Consider the following 21,602-nt stretch of genomic DNA (forward strand, 5'->3'; position numbering starts at 1 on the left):
TCTTATGATTCGTCGCGTGCGTACCTATCTTGCCACCCAATGGCAACGATTCTTCGGTCTGAATATCTCACCCGTTACCCCAATGCTCTTCGTCGGTGGTCAGTTTAGTGCTCAACAATGGCCTGCTATTTATCAGCTCGGTGTGCGGGCAGTGCTCTCGCTCCAGGCCGAGCGAGCTGATCTCTTTCGCGAGCCGCTGCCGGTGCGCAGTTTACGGTTACTGGTACCAGATTTCCATCCACCAACGATTGAACAGCTTGATGCAGGGGTGCATTTTATTGCTCAGGCGATTAGCGATGGCTTACCGGTCTTTGTCCATTGCCACGCCGGTGTCGGCAGAGCACCGCTGATGACGGCGGCATATCTGATGGCCCATCACGGTATCGGTCATCGGGCGGCACTCGCCACCTTGCGTATGGCACGTCCCATCATTCGTCCTAACCGGCGTCAACTGCGTCAACTTCAGGCATACGAGCAGATACTGATTCGCCGTCGACGATCCGGCCAGTTTACGCCGCCCGCTGACGATAGAGGCTACTGGCCGCCAGCTCCAGACACCCAGATACCGTGAAGAGATCAACAAAGGCCAGCAGGGAAAGGCGTGGCTGCGCACAAATGTAGACCGGTCGCCAGACGGGGGCAAATTTGGCTTTGAAGTGGTAGAGACCATTGGTATCGTAGACGGCACCCATCTGGCGCCCCACCAGCGTCACCAGGCGTTCCAGCGGTCGGAGACGGTGATCAAGATGGTGGAACGGCACTTCATTGAGGCTCAAGAAATGAAACCCTTCAGCCTGTAACGTCTGTCCAGCCGTTGCAAAGAGCGCTTCCATCACACCGGCAGGAGCCTGCTTTCTGCGCAACATCAGTTCGGTCACCGCAGTTGTCGCCGAGGGCTGCGTGAGCAGCAACGCACCCTGCCAGATGCCATCGGCGTCAACAAAAACAAACAGACGAGTCTCAGGCTCAAAGATGGTGCGAAACAGGTAGCGCAATTGCGGTCGCTGCCCGTAACGGGCTTCATGTGCCAGCCAGCGCAGATGAGCCATTGCCGATGGACTCCACGGCATCTCGACCACGTACCCATACCGACTCGCAGCACGAACCATCTTGCGTACTGAACGCCGTTGCAGGCTGTGGCCGCGCAGGTCAACCAGACCGTCAATCCCAACCCGGATACACTCCCAGCCGGCCATCGCCAGTTGGCCGGCCAGACTGGCAGAACAACCTCGCACCAGCAGCCGGCTTCCCGGTAGATACTCGCGTTGGAGATGGTCGAGCGTGTAGTCGGGCGGTAGCGTTGCATAGGCCAGCCAGGTGAAACCAGAAAATGGTAAGCGAATGGCCTGCCAGCGCGGTGACGGCAGGCAGGCTCGTGTCCAACTGAGCGGTAATTCATCGGCGAGGGTGGGGGTAAGTGGCATACGTATTCACAACCGGTTTAACGCCAACAGCCAGATCGGGTTCTGGTAGTAGTTTGCGCCCGGTTAGGAGTCGCTGTCAAGGCATTGCTTGTAGGGCGGCTTCGATGCGGGCCACCACCATATCAATCGCTATCGGATTTCGCCCCCCGCCGGGGAAGATTACATCCGCATACCGCTTGGTCGGTTCCACAAATTCAAGATGCATTGGACGCACTGTCGCCAGATACTGCTCGATCACCGACTCGACCGAACGACCGCGCTCGACAATATCACGACGCAACCGTCTGATAAAGCGCAGATCGGCGTCAGTATCAACAAACAACTTAATTTGCATCCGCCGCCGTAACACCGGCTCGTAGAAGATCAAAATCCCCTCGACTAGAATCACCGGACGAGGTTCGATCCGCTCGGTTTGCGGTAGACGCACGTAAGTTGCATAGTCGTAGGTCGGCAAATCTACCGATTGACCGGCACAAAGCGCATCGAGATGGGCAACCAGCAGATCGTTATCAAGCGCATCGGGATGATCGAAATTGAACTTTGCCCGTTCTGCAAGGGGCAGATGGCTCAAATCTTTGTAGTAGCGGTCGTGGTCGATGTGGGCAATCCGATCAGCGCCGACTCGTTGCAAAATAGCCTGCGCAACGCTTGTCTTGCCGCTGGCACTGCCACCGGCGACCCCGATAATGATTGGGTAGGTACTCATACGCCGTAGAACATCATTCAAACATAGAAGAAGGGGCGTTCCACCGGGCACGCCCCACGCCAGAACATCAATAGGGAGATGTGCGATACCAGAAACCGGCAGTATCTACCGCTCCCGTAATCGACATCATCCCGTACAGGTTGATCACGAGTCAACCATAATTGTCATCTTACACTGTTTGCGATTCTGATTTTGGTGGTTCACCCAGCAGCTTATTCGTCAGATACGTCGCCAGCCATGCTGCTGCCAGGCTCAGCACCAGGCTTAGCAACCCGTGGACTAACTTTCGCCGCAACTCTTCTTCCGTCATGCGATTATTCCCTCCGTCGCATCAAAACAGTCACAAAGTACAGCAACTGCGCAATAGCCTGTGCTGCGGCAGCCACATACGTCAACGCCGCTGCATTCAACACCGCGTTCACGCCTTCGGCCTCTTGCACAGTGACCAGACCGGCCCGTTGCAACATCTCACGGGCTCGAGCACTGGCATTAAACTCAACCGGCAGAGTAACCAGCGTAAACGCCACCGCTGCGCTGAACAAGATTACGCCAACAACCGCCAACTGGAAGCCAAACCCCCGGCCTCCAAAAGTACTCAGCATCATCCCGATAAAGAAGAGCCAGACGCCAAGCTGAGAACCGATGTTGGCAAAACCAACAATCCCCGAACGAACCCGCAACCAGGCATAGCCCTCTTTATCTTGTGCGGCGTGGCCCAATTCATGCGCGACAATGGCCATCGCTGCGACTGACGGCTGCAATGACCCTTGCGAAAGCCGGATGACTTTGCTGGAAGGATCGTAGTGATCGGTCAGCATACCGGGGATCGTCTCGACCCCGACATGATCCAGTCCTTCGTTACGCATCAACACCCGCGCCACATCAAACCCATTCAGGCGGCGCATATTGGCGACTTGCGACCATTTATTAAAGGCCGACTGAACCTGAAACTGTGCCCAGAGAGCAAAGAGCATCGCCGGCACTGCAAAGATCAGATAAGTTGGATCGAAAAAGAACGGCATAGACGACCTCCTCAGAGGGAATGTAATGTGTCTCAATGCTACGCACAGTATACCACTCTTGAATGACAACCGGATGTTGGTAGAATGTTGGATTTTTGCAAAATCTGCCGCAAAGGAACGGGTAATACAACCCCGGTTGCCCTTTATCACCACAGAGGCAAGGCATAACCCGCGTTGCTACCATGAGACGTGACGTAGTGTGTCGATGGGAACTGGCTGCTATCCACATCGTTCACACAGGTACGCGGCACGATGTTGTGCGCAACGTCGTGCTGTGTATCCTGGCAGTCAGCTTCACGCAGCCTGATCACAGCATAGATGGCAACTCGGGTTAAGACAACTTATCGCCCAGGCTGATGGCCTGGGCGACATACACTGCAAAACCGGACGGATTAGGCAGAAACAACGCGGCAATCAACTATACCCCAGTTTATCCTCGCCGGCCAGGATATGCCGAAGCTGACCGATCAGAGCTGTGGCGCGTTCGTTGAGCCACTGCCGTAATGCCGGGCCACTACGGGGGAGCAGCAGCGCAGCCGCGCTTGCGCCCCCGGTGAAACCTAACAGGAGACCGAAGAGAAACCGCCTTCCGCTGATCGGGTGCGGAACGAGGTCGTTGATCAGTGCATCCAGTTCGTCCATAACCTGCTCATACTACGGATAAATACCACGGGTCGTGACGGCGTCGGCCACGCGCTGCACGGCCAGCATATACGATGCCGTGCGCAGATCGACCTGTCGCTCGGCTGAAACCCGCACGACCTGTTGCAAGGCATTGGTCATCACTCGGCGCAACTGCGTGTTGACTTCCCGCTCGCTCCAGAAAAACGCTTGCAACCCCTGCACCCACTCGAAGTAGCTAACAGTGACCCCACCGGCATTGGCGAGAATGTCTGGAATGACCAGGCATCCCCGATCATACAGGATCGCATCGGCAGTTTTGGTGGTGGGGCCATTGGCCGCTTCAGCGACGATCTGCGCTCTGATCCGACCGGCGTTTTGGGCTGTGATCACACCACTCAACGCTGCCGGCACTAACACATCGCATGCAACTTCCAGCAACTCTTCGTTGGTCAGGGCGTCGGCATTGACGGCACCAACCACACTGCCGGTATGCGCTTTGTGAGCCAGGATAGCCTCAATATCCAGTCCGTGCGGATTGTAGACCCCACCACGGCTGTCACTGAGGGCAATGACCTTCATCCCCAACGCAACTGCTTCGCGGGCCACGGTTGAGCCAACATTGCCACACCCCTGGATCGCTAGCCGGATATCCGAGAGATTGAGGCCAAGATGGTGGGCCGCAGCCGTCAACACATAAGTCAACCCACGACCGGTAGCCTCGCGCCGCCCTTCCGAGCCACCGATATTGATCGGCTTTCCGGTCACGACTGCCGGTACGGTATGGCCCTGGTGCATCGAGATGGTATCCATCATCCACGCCATCACCTGGGGGTTGGTACCGACATCGGGCGCCGGAATGTCGCGCTCAGGGCCGATCACAACACTAATCTCGGTGGCAAAGCGACGGGTCAGGCGTTCCATTTCACCGACCGAAAGCTGTTTGGGGTCAGCTATGACCGCACCTTTCGCACCGCCATATGGCAAACCAGCCAGTGCACACTTCCAGGTCATCAACATTGCCAGGGCGCGGGTCTCGTCAAGCGTGACATTGGGGTGGTAGCGAATGCCGCCTTTCGTTGGGCCACGGGCCAGATTGTGCTGGACACGAAAACCTTGAAAGACCTCGATCCGTCCACTATCCCGCTTCACCGGGAAATTGACGGTCAATTCGCGCTGCGGCACGCGCAAAATGCCGCGGAGACGTGCCGGAAGGTCGAGCAGTTCAGCCGCCTGATCAAAATGCTGCTGCACAATGTTCAGCAGATCAACACGCTCAGAAGGCGCGGCGGCAGATCGTTCGATATCTGTCATCACCATGACCTTTACCCCTCAACGATGAGTAGAATCGGCCAACGCTGGCCGGTCGCGACAACGCCGGCGCGACAGTACCTATTGTACCACGGCGCCATAGCTGATCCGTTATAATTTTTATTCATCTTGTGGAATAAATTCGCTCACATTACTGACTGAATGCACAAAAGCGACGATCAGGCGCACTGCGCACTCCACGTCGTGCAATGCGATCATCTCGTTCGGCGAATGCATATAGCGGTTGGGGATAGAGATGACGGCACTGGCAATACCTCCTCGCACATGATGGATCGCGTCGGCATCGGTACCGGTGTACCGTGGCGAGATTTGCACACTGTACGGGATCGCTTCGCACTCGGCCAGCTCGACCAGCCGCCGGAAAACCCGACCACTGTTGGCTGAACCGCGTGACAACACCGGGCCACCACCCAGTTTGACCACGTTCCACTGGCGCTGATCCGAGTCGGGGTGGTCGGTAGCAAAAGTGACATCCACCACCAGCGCAATCTGCGGATCGAAACTGAACGCCGCCGTCGTTGCTCCGCCAAAGGTGATCTCTTCCTGAGTTGTGGCTACAGCCGCCACGTGAGCGTTAGGCCGATTCTGGCTGAGTAGACGCAAGGCTTCCAGGACGGTAAAGGCACCGATCCGGTTGTCGATAGAGCGACTGACAATGCGCCCCCCCGGTAGCTCGTAGACCGGTGCGTCAATGACGCCAACATCGCCGACCTGAACCAGTTCACTGGCTTCGCTCTTGCTCGTCGCCCCAATATCAATCCACATCTGTTCGATTTTCGTGGCCTGATTGCGCTCGTCGGGCTTCAGCAGGTGAATCGGCTTCTTCCCGATCACCCCTATCACGTCACCGGTCTTACCCAGTAAGCGCACACGCTGACCGACCAGAACCTGCGCATCCCAGCCACCAATTGGGCTGAAGAACAGAAAGCCCTGATCGTCGATATGGCTGATCATCAAGCCAATCTCATCGATATGACCGGCCAGCAGAATCCGTGGCCCACTGCCTTCCAGCACCGCAAAGCTGTTGCCCAGCACATCACTGTAGACCCGATCGGCAAACGTGCGCGCTTCGGCCCTCCATACCCGCGCTGCCTGATCTTCGTCACCCGAAGGGCCGGGCGTGGCAAGCAGCCGCTTCAGAAAGGAGATTTGTGCAAGTTCCATACGTCCTTCTCGTAGCTAAAACAGGGTTGCCTGTACCTGTGTCTAGTATAACGTATCATTGTGTTATTGGTTTTTGAACCTCAACCTACGAATACATCCTGTACTTTGCGTTCAAAATCGGTAAAATGCTTGACGCTATCTCGGCGCAACCGGTATAATGAGCTTTGATATGTTATCAAACACAAATATTGTCAACGTGATGAACACATCAGAATTTGCCGATCTTGTTGCGGACGTTCTCAAGAGCCTGCCACCGGCTTTTGCCCGCCACCTGGACACCGTCGGGATCGTGGTTGCTCCGCGTCCAAGTCGTGAACAGCGCCGGGCACTCGGCTTACGCCCATGGCAGACCATCTACGGTCTCTACGAAGGGACGCCGCTGACTGAACAACATAGCGATGGTATCTTCCTGCCGGCAACCATCATCATCTTCCAGGAGCCTCTTGAACGCGATTTTCGCACCAGATCAGCCCTACGCGAACAGGTACGGCGCACGGTGTTGCATGAAATAGCTCATCACTTCGGCATCAGTGATAAACGTCTACGAGAGCTGGGTGCCTACTAGTCCAGGCTTGATAGCAGGAGAGTGAGGCGAGCGTGCGAGCTGGCACGATCATAACCGGAAGTATCTATATCAGTGCATTGGTCATTGCCGGTGTGCTCCTCTGGCAGACTCTGCAAATGTCAAGTACATTGATCACGTTTTCGGCTACCGCTCCTTCACCAACGATTGCCCCCGAACCAACCGCGACCGCTGCTCCCTTGCTGGTTCTGCCCACGCCGATTCCCCCAACACCAGTACCGACAGCCGCCCCTCCCGAACCGGACATGGCAGGCTATCACCCGAAGAGCGGACGTTATATCGCTGTCTGGTTACCGCCCAATTTTGCCGGTGATGCCCGTGAGTCGTTCCTTGCGAATGTTGACATTATCGACGACATCAGCCCATTCTGGTACACCACCGATGCCAGTGGCCGTCTTTACGGACAACGTGATGACGAATTGGTGCGGATAGCGCACGAGAACAATGTGCGGATTATCCCCTCCATTCACAATGTTAATAATCCTGGTGCGGTGGTTCCGGTGCTGACCAATCCCCAACTGCGGGCGCGGCATATCCAGAATATTGTGGATGAGGTATTGGCCCGTGGGTACGATGGCATTGACATCGATTATGAGTCACTGGCACCATCACTACGCGATGACTATACCACGTTTATCGTTGATCTGGCGGCAGCACTGCATGCCCACAACAAGCTGCTGACGGTAGCCGTCCATGCCAAGGATCGGGATGACGGTGGTTTAGGGGCATTTCAAGATTGGGCAGCCATTGGGCCACACGTCGATCAGTTACGGATTATGACCTACGACTATCATTGGCGCGGTTCCGGCCCTGGTCCGGTGGCACCGGCCTACTGGATCGAATCGGTCGCCAGTTATGCCCGTGAGGTCGTTGATCCGGCGAAAGTATTGATCGGCGTTCACTTCTACGGCTACGATTGGCCACCGAACGGCAATGCCACTGCTCGCCCGTGGCGCGTGATTGAAGAGATTATCAACGAACATCAGCCAACGGTCAGTTTTATCGAACGTAACGCTCGTGGTCGGGTAGGAGAGAGCACCTTTACCTATCGCACCAGTGCCGGTACCCGTACCGTCTGGTTTATGACCGATACCGGTCTGGCCGATAAGATTGCAACTGTACAGAAGCTCGATCTGGCCGGCATTGCCATCTGGCAATTGGGCTATGAACGCCCCGAATACTGGCAGACGGTACGGGCCAATCTTGTGCAAGACTCGACCCTGATCCAGCGAGCGCTCAACGCATTACTCCCGGATCATTGAGCGTATGCATTGCATAAGTGTTCTAATCGGGCTATACTTGTGTGATTGAGACCAATTTCTGCGTTTACCTGGTGTAGATGTGCAATCTCGTTGTCCACGGTAACAGATATGTTACAGTAACCCATAACATATCACTGCGGGCAGCGCTGTAAACGAGATCGCAATGACAACCACTGTCAATGAATCTGGTGTTCGGGCCAATCCGGCTGAAGCGCGTGAATTAGTCGAACGCGGGATCGCCGCCGCACGCGGTGGTCAGCGCCGTGTTGCGGCGGGATTGCTGGCACACGCCTTGAAGCTCGATCCGCGTGACGAGCGAGCATGGTTGTGGCTGAGCGGTGTCGTTGATGATCCGGCCCAACGCGCATTTTGCTTGCAGGCCGTGCTGCGTATCAATCCACAAAACCCTCACGCTCGTCGCGGCCTGACCTACCTCGAACGACAAGGAACAGTCAATGCTCGTCCGATAGCCGATTTGAGCGTGCCAGCGGCTGTACCGGAAACAACGACTGAAGCTCCGGCTACGCCGGCAACATCGCCAGCGAAAGATACAGCACACCGCGACTGGTGGTTGCACTGGCGCTGGCAACATCGCGAAACATCACGGGTGCGGCTCGTACTCTGGATTTTGCCGATTGTGTTACTGTCAGTAGCAGTTTTCCTGCATCAAAGTGTGAGCATTGCCCGCGAGCAAGCACTGGCAGCACTGGCTGACGAACAAGAGCCGGCTTTTACTGTAGAGTCACCATCAGTTGTAGCTGTTGCAACCCCTACGCCTATCCCGGCCCTCGAAGCAGAGCCACTGGCAGTGGTTGAGAGTTTGACTGTCTCTTACCTCAATGCAGTTGAGGCGATACGTGCCGATCTCCGTACAGCGACAACGACATATCGTCAGGAGACCAGCCAGCCCGGTGGTGCCTCAATTAACCACGTTGCAGCCACGCAACGGTTGCGCTCAACGGTTGCGCAGGCGTTGGCCAATTTGGGAGAGCTACGTGTACCGGGTGTCCTACTGCCGGCCCACGAAGACTACCGACGTGGCCTTGAGCTGGAACTGGCCGGGCTGGATGCGATTCTTGAGTTTTACAGCACGTATGATGTCGCTCATGCCAATCGCGCTGCCCTGCGTTTTCAAGAAGCGCGAGCGTTTATCGAACGAGCACATGCCGGCTTCCAGACTCAGCTTCAACTCTTAGGCGAAGAGAGTTTGATAAGCGCGTACACCATTCGGTAGGCAAACCCCCAACGCCACATATGGCGCGTGGTCGGGTCGATGCCTGCACGATCTGTACCACCGGTTAGGCGAAAGCAATGCTGTTGGCTTTCCCAAATCGGCAGGATGGCTCGATAGGACTCTCGTTAGCCCATAACGTCAGCGTGGTGTAGAACTATCTCAAGCTGTGCCGTCGTGAGACCCGACCGTCGCACAGGCTCGTGAACGCTTGCCAATCAGCAACGACAGTATCTCCGCCGGTATGGCAGCGAGGAGTGCTAACAACCATCTCCAGTGCCATCACGCGCTGGACTGGTTGCGTTGCACTCTTGCCATGGACGTGTCGCCTCATTTGGAGTGCGGCAGTGTGACTGCTGCCCCTGCCATAATTCGTGCCGGGCGCGTGTCACGCCGTTCATCGCTGGTACGGGGATGCTGTGTGTGATCGTCACGATCTTGTCGTCTGTCAGTAATGAATGAGATAACTTCCAGGCTGCTACCACGCGCCCCTACCGCCAGTCCTACCTGACAATGAATCTGGAGTAGTAGCAACGACACCTGGAGCGAAAACAATGTCTCGCATCCTCAACTGACGTTATGTTAATCCATACTATGACAAAAGACCAATACTATCTATTCGCATCAACCCTGTTTTTCGGCTATACTATTCATGACTAGCTGATGATTTGCTCGCCGTCGATGGGGACGGAACGTAAGCGTGAGACAGTATACGCCTGCGTTGGTGCGTCCTGCTACGGCGAACCGTGGCGGGACTTTCGTTTTCAGGATATCCGTTTAGAGAAAGGGAGCGCCGATGACCCTCTCAATCAATGAAATCAGCACCGATCCAGGATTTGGGCACGATCTACCGCCGCACACACTACGCGATATGCTGCGGTATATGATGCTGGCGCGAGCGCTCGACGAGCGTATGTGGGTGATCAACCGGGCCGGCAAAGCGCCCTTTGTGATTAGTTGTCAGGGCCACGAAGCGGCTCAGGTTGGCGCCGCGTTTGCCTTAATGCGTGGTAAAGACTTTATTCTGCCCTACTATCGCGGGCTGGCAACCGTCCTGGTGATGGGTATGACACCGACGGAAGTGATGCTCGGTCTGTTCGCCCGCGCCACCGATCCCAGTTCAGGTGGACGACAGATGCCGGCCCACTACGGCTGTCGGCGCCTGAAGATTGTGACCCAATCCTCGCCGGTCGGCACCCAGATACCGCACGCGGCAGGGATTGGTCTGGCCGAAAAGATTAAAGGCGGTGACGCGGTAGTATGGGTATCCTTCGGTGAGGGCACCACCAGCCAGGGTGATTTTCACGAAGGAGTCAATCTGGCAGCCGTCCACCGGCTGCCGGTTATTTTCCAATGCGAAAATAATGAATACGCGATCAGTGTTCATCAACGCCAGCAAATGGCTATTGGCAGTGTTGCCGAACGGGCTGCGGCTTACGGCATCCCTGGCATTAGTGTTGATGGAACCGATGTCCTCGCCGTCTATGAAGTGACTCGCCGTGCAGTTGAACGGGCACGCCGCGGTGATGGCCCTACGCTGATCGAAGCACGAGTTGTACGTATGACGGCCCACTCCAGCGACGATAACGACCGCACCTACCGCCCACCACACGAGATTGCCCTGGTTCGTCATCAAGACCCAATTGTGCGCTTTGTTGCCCAGTTGCGTGAGCACGGTATCTTGAGTGAAGCCGAAGAACAAGAGATGCGTACCGAGGTGAAGGCAATCGTTGATCGCGCCACCGAAGAGGCCGAGCGAGCACCGATGCCAGAACCGGAAACCCTCTACGACCACGTCTACGCACCGTTGCGCCAGCGTCGCTGATATGCGGGGAGGATAGTATGCCTGAGATGAACTTGCTGGAAGCTATTCGCCAGGGCCTTGATGAAGCCATGGCTGCCGATTCACGGGTGTTCATTTTCGGTGAAGATGTGGGCAAACGCGGCGGTGTCTTCCGTGTCACCGAAGGTTTATACGACAAGTACGGCCCCATGCGCGTCATTGACTCGCCGCTGGCCGAGAGTGTCATTGTAGGCGCCTGTATCGGCGCCGCAATGAACGATACATTGCCCATCGCCGAGATTCAGTTTGCCGATTTTATTGCCCCAGCTTTTAATCAGATCGTGCAGGAAGCGGCCCGTATTCACTACCGCTCTAATGGTGACTGGGAAGTACCACTGGTCATTCGGGTGCCTTACGGCGGTGGTATTCACGGGGCACTCTACCATAGCCAAAGCGTGGAAGCCTTCTTCGCCCACGTGCCTGGCCTGAAGGTCGTGACCCCGGCTACCCCTTACGATGCAAAAGGGTTGCTGAAGAGCGCGATTGAAGACCCCAATCCGGTCCTCTTCCTCGAACACAAGAAGACCTACCGGCTGATCAAGGGGTTTGTGCCCGAAGAGGATTATCGAGTGCCGATTGGCCCCGCCGACATCAAACGTCCCGGTGAAGACATGTCGGTCTTTGCCTACGGGCTGATGCTGCACTACTGCCTCGAAGCAGCCCAAACCCTGGCGGCAGAAGGGGTGAGCGTAGAGGTTGTCGATCTACGCACCCTGCGACCACTCGATACCGAAACGATCCTCGCCAGTGTCCGTCGTACCGGTAAGGTCTTGATCGTCCACGAGGATAATCTGTTTGGCGGTTTTGGTGGTGAAGTGGCAGCGATCATTGCCGAACACGCATTTGAGTATCTCGATGGGCCAATTGTGCGTATCGGTGGTCCTGATGTGCCGGCGATGCCCTTCGCTCATTCGTTGGAAACGGCGTTTATGCCCTCTCCTGCCTCAATTGCGGCAGCAATGCGGCGGCTGGCAGCTTACTGATGACTGTGATTAGTCATGTGGCTGATCGGAGAGTGGACGCATCCTTTCGTGAGTTAAGCAGCAGGTGAGCTTCATGATCGATATCAAAATGCCTCAGCTCGGCGAGAGTGTCACCGAAGGTACGGTTGGACGCTGGCTAAAGCGGCCCGGCGATCCGGTCGCTAAATACGAACCACTGCTCGAAGTGGTGACAGATAAAGTTGACACTGAAGTGCCGGCCCCTGAAGCCGGCGTGCTCCACGAGATTCTGGTACCGGAGGGGGAGACAGTGCGGGTCGGGACGGTCATCGCGCGCCTGGCCCCGGCAGGCGCAACGGTACCTGCAACACCGGCTTCGGTACCAGCCGCAACCACCGTCGCCGCAACGACATCAGCTACCACCACCGTGACAGCTACCGTAGCTCCACCGGTAGCAGATGGGCGTAACACCTATCTTTCGCCGGTGGTTGCCCGCTTACTGTCCGAGCACAACCTCGATCCCGGCCAGATTCGCGGTACCGGTCAGGGTGGCCGTATCACCAAGCAGGACGTGTTGCGCTTCCTGGCCGAACGACAGCAACAACCGTCTGCGCCGGTTGCGGCACCGGTCGCCCCCACCCCTGTCGCAACCCCGCCGGCCCCGGTACCAGCCCCCGCACCGGTAAGTCCAACCCCGGCACCGGCTCCGGCACCAGCCCCCGCACCGGCAACCTTCGATATTCCTGCGGACGCGGAACTGGTGCCACTCACCCCAATGCGACGCAGTATTGCCGAACATATGGTACGTTCGGTGCGCACCTCACCTCACGTGACTACAGTGATGGAGGTCGATCTGAGTCGCGTCATTGCCCATCGCGCCGCCCATCAGGAAGCGTTCAGTCGCCAGGGCGTGCGTCTGACCATGACCCCCTATTTTGTAATGGCGGCAGTTGCCGGTCTCCAGGCAGTGCCGGTGTTCAACGGCAGCTTCACCGACCAGGGGATCATCCTGCATCGGCGGATCAACATCGGCGTAGCGGTCGCGCTGCAGGAAGGCTTGCTGGTGCCGGTGATCCCTGATGCCGACGAGAAGAATCTGCTCGGTCTGGCCCGCGCCGTCAATGACCTCGCTGAGCGCGCTCGCACCAAACAACTGCGCCCGGAAGAGACCCAGGGTGGTACCTTCACCATCACCAATCACGGCGTGACCGGCAGCCTTTTCGCCACACCAATCATCAACCAGCCCCAGGCCGGCATTCTCGGCGTCGGCGCGATTGTCAAACGCCCGGTCGTGATCACGCAAAACGGGCTTGATGCAATCGCCATTCGTCCGCTCTGCTACCTCTCATTCACCTTCGATCACCGGATTGCCGATGGCGCGACCGCCGATCAGTTCTTGGCAACGGTGAAAAAACGCCTTGAAGAGTGGGAAGGATAGGCCCCATACATAACGAATGCGCTTGAACCGACTCAGAAGCGGTTCAAGCGCATTCCTTACGCCATACACGACGCAACCCTCACCGGGAATGTGCGCCGCCATGCGTTCGGCTACGCTCTGCACACGAACGTTCAGGTAGGAGCGGTTCAGAACCCGTCCCTACTGCCCCTTGGACGGCAGTGGAATACGGTACAGAGAACAACGGTTCGCTGTACACACAGTGGCATCACGCGCCGGCGAAGATACAGTTTGCCGACTGGATTGCCCGTGTCGCGACGTTTGGGGTGCGGCAGCATAGCTGCCGCACCAGCCGTGCCTCGTGCCAGGCGCGTGTCAGGCCGTTGACCCGACTGATCAAGGGTATGTGTGTGCATTCGTCATGATCATGTAGTCTGTCAGTAATTAATGAGATAAATTCTTCTCAACCCTCACCGGAAAAGCCCGCCACCATTCGCCCGGCTATGCTCAGCACACCACTGTGTGCTCATCCCGGCGAGGGTTCAGGGATGAACAGAAAGTATGACCTGACACAGCGACTACCTTATCAGGATGTCCCGATCCAGACTACTGCTCTCCCCTCTCCCGCGCTAGTGCGCGGAGAGGGGCCGGGGGTGAGGGCGGGACGGATTCAGAACCCGCCCCTACTGCCCCTCGGACGGCGGTGGAATACGGTACGGAGAACAACGGTTCCTCTGTACACGCAGTGGTATCACGCGCCGGCGAAGATACAGTTTGCCGGGTTGCATCGTGTGGCGTGCAGCAGTCACACGACCGCACCATCCGTGCTCATGATCAGGTGCGGATGGCAGCGGTTTCCCTGGCCGGTATGTGCCCCTACTGACAGGAAAGCATGAACTCACCATCGCCAGTATCGCTCTACCACATACCACTCGCCGTAACACTCCAGAGTGCGCTGGTGCTGGTTGAATGTCAGCCCTGTTGCAGACCGATCTTACCAAACTATTGCTACAATTTACTGCACAGGGAAAACTACCCACAGTATAATATCCGTGCTGATCGGATGTGTAAGGAGCACCATGATGAATGACGGTACCCCCCCAATCAGTCGGTTCCCCTATCCTGAGCGGCTCGATGACTTGCCGGTTGATATTCGTGAACGCATTGACAAGGTCGCTGAAAAGAGCGGTTTTATCCCTAACGTCTTCCTGGCCCTGGCGCAACGCCCCGATGAATTTCGCGCCTTTTTTGCTTACCACGATGCGCTGATGGAGCGCCCCTCGAACCTGAGCAAGGCCGAGAAAGAGATGATTGTCGTCGCTACCTCGGCGGCCAATGATTGTCTGTACTGTGTGATTGCCCACGGCGCCATTCTGCGTATCCGCAGCAAAAATCCGCGGCTGGCCGATCAGATTGCGACCAACTACCGACGCGCCGAGATCACGCACCGTCAGCGCGCCATTCTCGATTATGCGCTAAAAGTGGCCCTGGATTCGGCCCGCATCAGCGAAGAGGACTGGCAACCGCTGATGGCGCACGGCCTGACCCTCGACGACATCTGGGAGATCGGTGCGATAGCGGCGTTCTTCGCAATGAGTAATCGGCTGGCCAATATGAGTGCGCTGCGGCCTAACGACGAGTTCTATACGATGGGCCGGTAAGGAACACGATACTTTCCGGGCCACACCCGGTAGAGATGGATTATTATGCGCCCGGCAACGATCTCTCGTTATTCTCTGCTCGGCCTGATCATAAGTTTTCTTATGTTTAGTGCCGGCTGTACCTGGGCACCGGCAGCAACATCCTCACCAACCGCTCAACCAATCGCCGCCACTGCTACACCAGATCGCCAACCCGCACCAGAATCGCCACGCCCAACGGCAGTGCCAATAATCGGTCTTGCCAACCCTGCGGCGAGCTACTGCATTGAACAGGGTGGGCAGGTAGAGATACAGACCACTGCTGATGGCGCGCAACTGGGCTTATGTGTGTTCAATGACGGAACGGTATGCGAGGAGTGGGCCTTTCTACGCGGTGAATGCGCACCGGGTCAGCAGTACCAAATCGACTCAAATGCCGTCAGCGATACAACGACTCTCGATCCGGTTGTGCGCGAGCTGTTTGCCCTGGTGAAGGCCGAACTACCACCACAGGCGTTTGCTACGTTTGCCGCCCAACCGTTGTCTTCCACCCCTGAGCGGCAATTGTGGGCGGTGTACAGCACCGGCATGCGCAACTTCGATCTCGATCCGCCAGTACCGCATTTTATTGCGGTGTACGCCTACACCAACGAGCGCTGGCAACTTCTTAGTCGGCAGAAGCTGGTGTCAGTATCAGAAGAGGACGGTTCCTCTCTCGAACCAGACTTTATCGGGGCTGTTCGCCAGGTCAAGATTAGCCCAGATCGCATCTGGTTGCAGGTCGAAGGGGGGCTGGGTGCGCACAGCGGTAGTTATCACCTGTTCAGTTTTGCCGCTGATACCCTGCGCCTGGAGCTTGCCGCCTATGCATCGAGTCCTGGGGTGGGTTCCATCGCAGACCTGGATGGCGATGGAATTGCCGAGGTGGTTCTTGATCGGTCAGAGCGATACATCTTCTGCTATGCCTGTGGCGTCTACTATCCTTTTTATCAGGTCTACGCCTGGGAAAACGGCTCGATGGTTGAACGCACGATAAGCGATCTGGTGCCCCAATATCAAACCGCGCCGTATGCTGAACAGAACCGCCAGGCCGTCGCATTTGCGCAGGCCGATTTGTGGGCAGAGGCTTTAACCGCGATCAACGCAGCAGTCGCCGCTGCCGGCAGTGCCGATCCGCCCACGACCGGCGGATCACTCCGCTGGAATCAGCGCCTGATCCAGAAGATGCACGATGCTCATCTGGAGGCAATTGCTAACAGCGCCTTCCCCTTGCTGAACCGCGTGTTTTACGGCGACTATACCGGTGTCGTTGATCAGATGCGGCAAACCGCACCGGCTGAGATTTTCAGCACCGCATCGCCGCTCATCGTGGGGACGGTAGCAGAGGGCTGGGAAACTACGTTGGGTGAGTATTTGATCTCGGCAACTGAACGAGTACTGGCAATCCAACCGGATCGCGCAGAGGTTTTCTTCGTCCAGTCATGGGGCAGATTTTTGGTTGATGCTACTGATCCAGCGATTGCAACTGATCTCGACCGCGCTGCGCAGTTACAGCCCGATACGCCGTTGTTTGTAGAGAGTGCAACCTGGTGGAAGAATCGGTAGCGGCGATCACGTCAGTCGGCGGAATCATCGTAGCTGGAGTCATGACCCTGCGAAAATCTCTGTTTCATAGTTCGTTTGTTCTACCAAAGAGTGGTATACTAAAAGATAGGTCAGCGTCGTCCCTGTACGACGACGCTCTTGTTTCGTCTGTATAACAGCGGAGACAGTCGTGGCCAGGACGACAATCGTAATCAAGGGTGCCCGCGAGCACAACCTCAAAGGGATTGATGTTGAAATTCCGCGTGACCGGCTGGTGGTATTGACGGGTGTCAGTGGATCGGGAAAAAGCTCGCTGGCGTTTGATACGCTCTACGCCGAAGGTCAACGACGCTATGTTGAGAGTTTATCGGCCTACGCACGTCAGTTCCTCGGTCAGATGGAAAAACCGCAGGTCGATCTGATCGAAGGCTTGTCACCGGCAATTGCCATCGAACAGAAGAGCGCCAGTAAGAACCCGCGCTCAACCGTTGGCACCGTTACCGAAATTTACGATTACCTGCGCCTGCTCTTCGCCCGCATTGGTCATCAGTACTGTCATCGTTGTGGTCAACCCGTCGCAGCACAATCGGCTCAACAGATGGTTGATCGGGTGCTCTTGCTCTCACCGGGCACCCGCTTTATGGTGCTGGCCCCCGTTGTCTCGCAACGCAAAGGTGAGTACAAAGATATTTTCGCCGAAGCGAAGGCGGAAGGTTTTGTGCGAGTGCGGGTAGACGGTGAAATCCGCTCGCTCGACGAAGAGATCAAGCTCAACAAGAAAGTCAAGCACTCGATAGAGGTTGTCATTGACCGTCTGGCCCTGCCGGCGGCAAGTGACAACGGTGATCGGGAAGGCTTTATCACCCGCCTGACCGACAGCATCGAAACTGCATTGCGGGTAGGTGAAGGGAAAGTCATTATCAGCCTAGCTGACGAGCCTGCCGATCCTGCTCAACCCCGCGAGTGGATGATGAGCGAAAGCAATACCTGTCCGTCGTGTGGTATCTCATTCCCGGAACTGACCCCGCAGATGTTTTCATTCAACTCGCCTCAAGGCGCCTGCCCGACCTGTAGTGGCCTGGGCGCACGGCTGGAGGTCGATCCGGCGCTGCTGGTGCCCAACGACGCGCTCTCGATCCACGATGGCGCAGTCACCTATTGGGGCGAAATGCGCAAGAAGCAGGATACCTGGGCGTATAAGGCGTTACAGGCAATTGCCGCACACTACCGGATCGATCTCGACGCGCCATGGCATACGCTGACGCAGCGTCAACGCGATGCCATCATCTATGGAAGTGGTCAGGAACGCATCCGGTTTTCGTGGACGAATGAGCATGGTTCTCGCGGCGAGTATTATCGCACCTGGGAAGGGCTGGCGAGCGAAATCCGGCGTCGCTACATGCAGAGCGGCTCAGACACCATGCGCGAATATTACACGCAGTATATGAGCGAACAGCCCTGCCCGGATTGTCAGGGTGCCCGGCTACGCCCAGAGAGTCTGGCCGTGCGCGTCGTTGGCCGCACGATTCGCGATGTGACCCGGATGAATATCGCGCAAGCCCTCGATTGGGCGCGTGAGTTACCCCATCACCTCAACGAGACCGAACAGGCAATCGTCGGTGATGTGCTGAAAGAGATTCGCGAACGACTCGGCTTCCTGCACAACGTTGGTCTGCACTATCTGACCCTCGACCGGGCCGCGCCAACCCTCTCCGGCGGAGAAGCGCAACGGATTCGGCTGGCCTCACAGATCGGTTCCGGGCTGGTTGGCGTGATGTATATCCTCGATGAGCCGAGTATCGGTCTGCATCAACGCGATAACCGCAAACTCCTCGACTCACTGTTGCGCTTACGCGATCTGGGTAACACACTGATCGTCGTCGAACACGACCTGGAAACGATGCAGGCCGCCGACTGGATCATTGACTTTGGCCCCGGTGCTGGCGTGAAGGGTGGTCAGATCGTTACTGCCGGCACGCCGGATCAGGTCGCCCACCATCCAACCTCGCTCACCGGGCAGTACCTCTCCGGTCGGCTGACGATTCAAATCCCAACCAGCCGCCGTTCGGCGACGAAGGGCTGGTTGACGCTGGAAGGAGCAACGCTCAACAATCTGCGCGATGTTACGGTCAGTTTTCCGCTCGGTTGCTTCATCGCCGTTACCGGTGTCTCTGGTTCGGGCAAATCATCGCTCATTACCGAAACTCTGTACCCGGCCCTGGCCAACCGACTCAACCGTGCCCAGCTTAAACCCGGTCCCTTCCGCAACCTGTACGGACTTGAACAGCTCGACAAGGTGATCAACATCGACCAGCAGCCGATTGGGCGCACACCGCGCTCGAATCCGGCGACCTATGTGAAGCTATTCGATCTCTTGCGTGAGTTGTTTGCTGAGACGCCTGAAGCCAAACTGCGTGGTTACGGGCCAGGCCGCTTTAGCTTCAACCTCAAAGGTGGCCGCTGTGAAGCCTGTGAGGGGAACGGTGAAATCAAGATTGACATGCAATTCCTGGCCGATGTCTGGGTACGTTGCGCCGAATGCAAGGGCAAACGCTACAACCGCGAGACGTTGCAGGTGAAGTACAAAGGCAAGACCATCGCCGACGTGCTCGATATGGATGTGCAGACGGCACTGGAGTTTTTCGCCAACGTGCCACGGGTACGCCGGATTCTGCAAACCCTGCACGACGTTGGCCTCGACTACATCAAACTCGGTCAACCGGCGACCACCCTCTCTGGTGGTGAAGCCCAGCGCGTCAAGCTGGCGAAGGAACTGGCGCGCGTGGCAACCGGTCGCACCATCTACATTCTCGATGAACCAACCACCGGTTTACACTTTGCCGATATTCAAAACCTGCTGCGGGTGTTGCACCGTCTGGTTGATGCCGGCAACACAGTTGTCGTGATCGAGCACAACCTCGACGTAATCAAGACGGCGGATTACGTCATTGATATGGGGCCGGAAGGGGGCGACGGCGGCGGTGAAGTGGTCGCCCTGGGCACCCCAGAAGAAGTTGCCCGCCATCCCACGTCGCATACCGGACGATTTCTACGCGACATTCTTGATCTGGCAACGGTGGTTGAATAATTGTCTGGTGAATGCCACCTATCCCTTAATGGGGTGCGCAGGAATAGCATCAAGATGACAACGCATACATTGATCATAAACCCTGTTCAACACGAGAAAGGGTAGAATTACTGCGTCTGAAAGCCAGTCAGCAGCTCGAAGCCAATCGCGCCGAGAAGGGGCAGTTTTTTACCCCTCAAGGTATCGCGCAATTCATGGCTGGCCTTTTCACGCACAGACCTGACACCTTACACGTCCTCGATCTCGGTGCAGGTGTCGGCTCTTTATCAGCGGCCCTGGTTGCTGCAGCCTGCACGTGGCAAACACCACCTGCCCGGATCAAGATTACTGCCTACGAAATTGATCCAGTCTTACGAGAATATTTGCAATCGACACTGGAGCATTGTTGCCAGATATGTCGGCAAAAGGATATTGATTTTGATTATGAGATTATCCCAGAAGACTTTATTGAGGCAGGCATTGACATGCTTATGAGCAATAAAACCCTTTTTGCTCCACTTTGTAAGTCTTTTAACACTATTATCATGAACCCTCCATATAAGAAAATTCACGGAAAATCACGCACTCGCCGACTACTACAAAAAGCCGGCATAGAAACCAGCAATCTATATACCGCTTTTTTCTGGAATCACCCTCGAACTACTTGAGCCTAACGGACAAATTGTAGCCATAACCCCGCGAAGTTTCTGCAATGGGCCTTATTTTCTTCCGTTCAGAAAAGCCTTCTTATCTACAATGTCTATTCAAAGAATTCACGTTTTTGAGCATCGTGATAGAGCTTTCCACGAAGAAGATGCCCTTCAAGAGAACATTATCGTACACGCAGTAAAATCCCAACAGCGCAACAAGATTGCCATCTCTGCCAGCGAGGGGCCTGATTATGCATGGATGTCTATACGAGAAGTCACTTTCGATCAGGTTGTAAAACCAGATAATCCAGCACTATTTATTCGGATTGTACCTGACACATTGCATCAACACATAGGACAGCATGTAGAGCAGCTTTCAACATCGCTCAGCGAGTTAGGTATTCAGATTTCAACCGGGAGAGTGGTTGATTTTCGCGTTAAGGAATTTCTCTGTGAAGGAAATGGGGAAGAAAAGGCTCCCCTTATTTATCCAAACAATGTTTTGGAAGGATACATCACATGGCCCGATAAACCTGGAAAGAAACCAAATGCTATCAAAATCCATCCCGCCACGGCGAGTCTGTTACTTCCACGTGGCTGGTATGTTCTGGTTAAGCGCTTTTCTGCAAAAGAAGAAAAGCGTAGATTAGTTGCAGCAGTATATAACCCTGACAGAATTGATGCAGACCTTACAGGGTTTGAAAATCACTTGAATTACTATCATCAAGATGGTCATGGCTTATTGCCGGCTCTGGCGAAAGGGATTGCAGCTTTCCTCAATTCTACAATCGCAGATGAATATTTCAGACAGTTCAGTGGACATACTCAGGTCAATGACACAGATTTACGCAACTTCAGGTATCCAACAAAAGATCAATTGATTGCAATAGGTGAACGTATTGGTGAGACATTCCCACCGCAACAACAACTGGATGATCTCGTGATAGAAAGGCTGGGCATGGCCACAACGAGTAATGATTTACAGGCTAGAAAAAAGATTGAAGAGGCGATGGAAATTCTTCGCGCACTCCAGGTGCCCAGGGCCCTGATTAATCAACGTTCTGCTCTTGCTTTGTTGCAACGATCGGATCAATCGAGACGCACGTACCGATGGATAGTATAGACCAATCCGTTGC

The 21,602-nt window shown here is 55.9% G+C and carries 19 protein-coding genes; 12 read left to right on the forward strand and 7 right to left on the reverse strand.

What is annotated here, in order from left to right:
- Positions 1-4: 4 nt before the first annotated feature.
- Positions 5-571: a dual specificity protein phosphatase gene (locus tag VAE55_RS12985; protein WP_322816196.1), complete on the forward strand. Its 567-nt coding sequence runs from the start codon at positions 5-7 to the stop codon at positions 569-571.
- Here the strand turns inward: VAE55_RS12985 and VAE55_RS12990 are convergent.
- From VAE55_RS12990 to VAE55_RS13020, 7 genes are all read right to left on the reverse strand, one after another.
- Positions 510-1,424 (reverse strand): DUF2156 domain-containing protein, encoded by a 915-nt coding sequence (locus VAE55_RS12990; RefSeq protein ID WP_322816197.1) that lies wholly within the window; start codon positions 1,422-1,424, stop codon positions 510-512. The genes VAE55_RS12985 and VAE55_RS12990 overlap by 62 nt on opposite strands.
- Positions 1,425-1,500: 76 nt before the next feature.
- Positions 1,501-2,130 carry a uridine kinase gene (gene udk, locus VAE55_RS12995; RefSeq protein WP_322816198.1) on the reverse strand — a complete coding sequence of 210 codons (630 nt, stop codon included), beginning with the start codon at positions 2,128-2,130 and terminating at the stop codon, positions 1,501-1,503.
- A 169-nt stretch (positions 2,131-2,299) separates the two neighbouring features.
- On the reverse strand, positions 2,300-2,440 hold the full coding sequence (locus tag VAE55_RS13000) for a hypothetical protein (protein ID WP_012257572.1): 141 nt from the start codon (positions 2,438-2,440) through the stop codon (positions 2,300-2,302).
- Between the two features lie 4 nt (positions 2,441-2,444).
- On the reverse strand, positions 2,445-3,152 hold the full coding sequence (locus VAE55_RS13005) for a zinc metallopeptidase (protein WP_322816199.1): 708 nt from the start codon (positions 3,150-3,152) through the stop codon (positions 2,445-2,447).
- Between the two features lie 414 nt (positions 3,153-3,566).
- On the reverse strand, positions 3,567-3,794 hold the full coding sequence (locus tag VAE55_RS13010) for a YtxH domain-containing protein (protein ID WP_322816200.1): 228 nt from the start codon (positions 3,792-3,794) through the stop codon (positions 3,567-3,569).
- A gap of 12 nt (positions 3,795-3,806) precedes the next feature.
- Complete coding sequence (locus VAE55_RS13015; protein WP_322816201.1) at positions 3,807-5,093, reverse strand: Glu/Leu/Phe/Val dehydrogenase; 1,287 nt, start codon at positions 5,091-5,093, stop codon at positions 3,807-3,809.
- 111 nt (positions 5,094-5,204) lie between these two features.
- Complete coding sequence (locus tag VAE55_RS13020; protein WP_322816202.1) at positions 5,205-6,269, reverse strand: M42 family metallopeptidase; 1,065 nt, start codon at positions 6,267-6,269, stop codon at positions 5,205-5,207.
- A gap of 169 nt (positions 6,270-6,438) precedes the next feature.
- On the opposite strand from VAE55_RS13020, the gene VAE55_RS13025 reads away from it, so the two are divergent.
- The 11 genes from VAE55_RS13025 to VAE55_RS13075 all read left to right on the forward strand — a co-directional run bounded on the left by VAE55_RS13025 (position 6,439) and on the right by VAE55_RS13075 (position 21,589).
- A complete protein-coding gene (locus tag VAE55_RS13025) occupies positions 6,439-6,834 on the forward strand; it encodes a metallopeptidase family protein (protein WP_322816203.1) in 396 nt (131 codons plus the stop codon).
- Between the two features lie 32 nt (positions 6,835-6,866).
- Positions 6,867-8,114 (forward strand): glycosyl hydrolase family 18 protein, encoded by a 1,248-nt coding sequence (locus VAE55_RS13030; RefSeq protein WP_322816204.1) that lies wholly within the window; start codon positions 6,867-6,869, stop codon positions 8,112-8,114.
- A 163-nt stretch (positions 8,115-8,277) separates the two neighbouring features.
- The gene (locus VAE55_RS13035) at positions 8,278-9,348 is read left to right on the forward strand and encodes a hypothetical protein (RefSeq protein ID WP_322816205.1); all 1,071 of its coding nucleotides are present in this window, start codon (positions 8,278-8,280) and stop codon (positions 9,346-9,348) included.
- A 793-nt stretch (positions 9,349-10,141) separates the two neighbouring features.
- Positions 10,142-11,170 carry a thiamine pyrophosphate-dependent dehydrogenase E1 component subunit alpha gene (locus VAE55_RS13040; protein WP_322816206.1) on the forward strand — a complete coding sequence of 343 codons (1,029 nt, stop codon included), beginning with the start codon at positions 10,142-10,144 and terminating at the stop codon, positions 11,168-11,170.
- 17 nt (positions 11,171-11,187) lie between these two features.
- On the forward strand, positions 11,188-12,171 hold the full coding sequence (locus VAE55_RS13045; protein WP_322816207.1) for an alpha-ketoacid dehydrogenase subunit beta: 984 nt from the start codon (positions 11,188-11,190) through the stop codon (positions 12,169-12,171).
- A gap of 73 nt (positions 12,172-12,244) precedes the next feature.
- Complete coding sequence (locus VAE55_RS13050) at positions 12,245-13,567, forward strand: dihydrolipoamide acetyltransferase family protein (protein WP_322816208.1); 1,323 nt, start codon at positions 12,245-12,247, stop codon at positions 13,565-13,567.
- A gap of 1,040 nt (positions 13,568-14,607) precedes the next feature.
- The gene (locus tag VAE55_RS13055; RefSeq protein WP_416181199.1) at positions 14,608-15,186 is read left to right on the forward strand and encodes a peroxidase-related enzyme; all 579 of its coding nucleotides are present in this window, start codon (positions 14,608-14,610) and stop codon (positions 15,184-15,186) included.
- Between the two features lie 45 nt (positions 15,187-15,231).
- Complete coding sequence (locus tag VAE55_RS13060) at positions 15,232-16,770, forward strand: DUF333 domain-containing protein (RefSeq protein WP_322816210.1); 1,539 nt, start codon at positions 15,232-15,234, stop codon at positions 16,768-16,770.
- Positions 16,771-16,939: 169 nt separating this feature from the next.
- Positions 16,940-19,837, forward strand: a complete 2,898-nt coding sequence (uvrA, locus tag VAE55_RS13065; protein ID WP_322816211.1) for an excinuclease ABC subunit UvrA — start codon at positions 16,940-16,942, stop codon at positions 19,835-19,837.
- Positions 19,838-19,953: 116 nt separating this feature from the next.
- Positions 19,954-20,484: an N-6 DNA methylase gene (locus VAE55_RS13070; protein ID WP_322816214.1), complete on the forward strand. Its 531-nt coding sequence runs from the start codon at positions 19,954-19,956 to the stop codon at positions 20,482-20,484.
- 88 nt (positions 20,485-20,572) lie between these two features.
- Entirely contained in the window at positions 20,573-21,589 is a 1,017-nt protein-coding gene (locus VAE55_RS13075) for a hypothetical protein (RefSeq protein ID WP_322816212.1), read from the forward strand.
- Positions 21,590-21,602 lie beyond the last annotated feature (13 nt).

Source organism: Chloroflexus sp. (assembly GCF_034432675.1).
Classification (GTDB): domain Bacteria; phylum Chloroflexota; class Chloroflexia; order Chloroflexales; family Chloroflexaceae; genus Chloroflexus.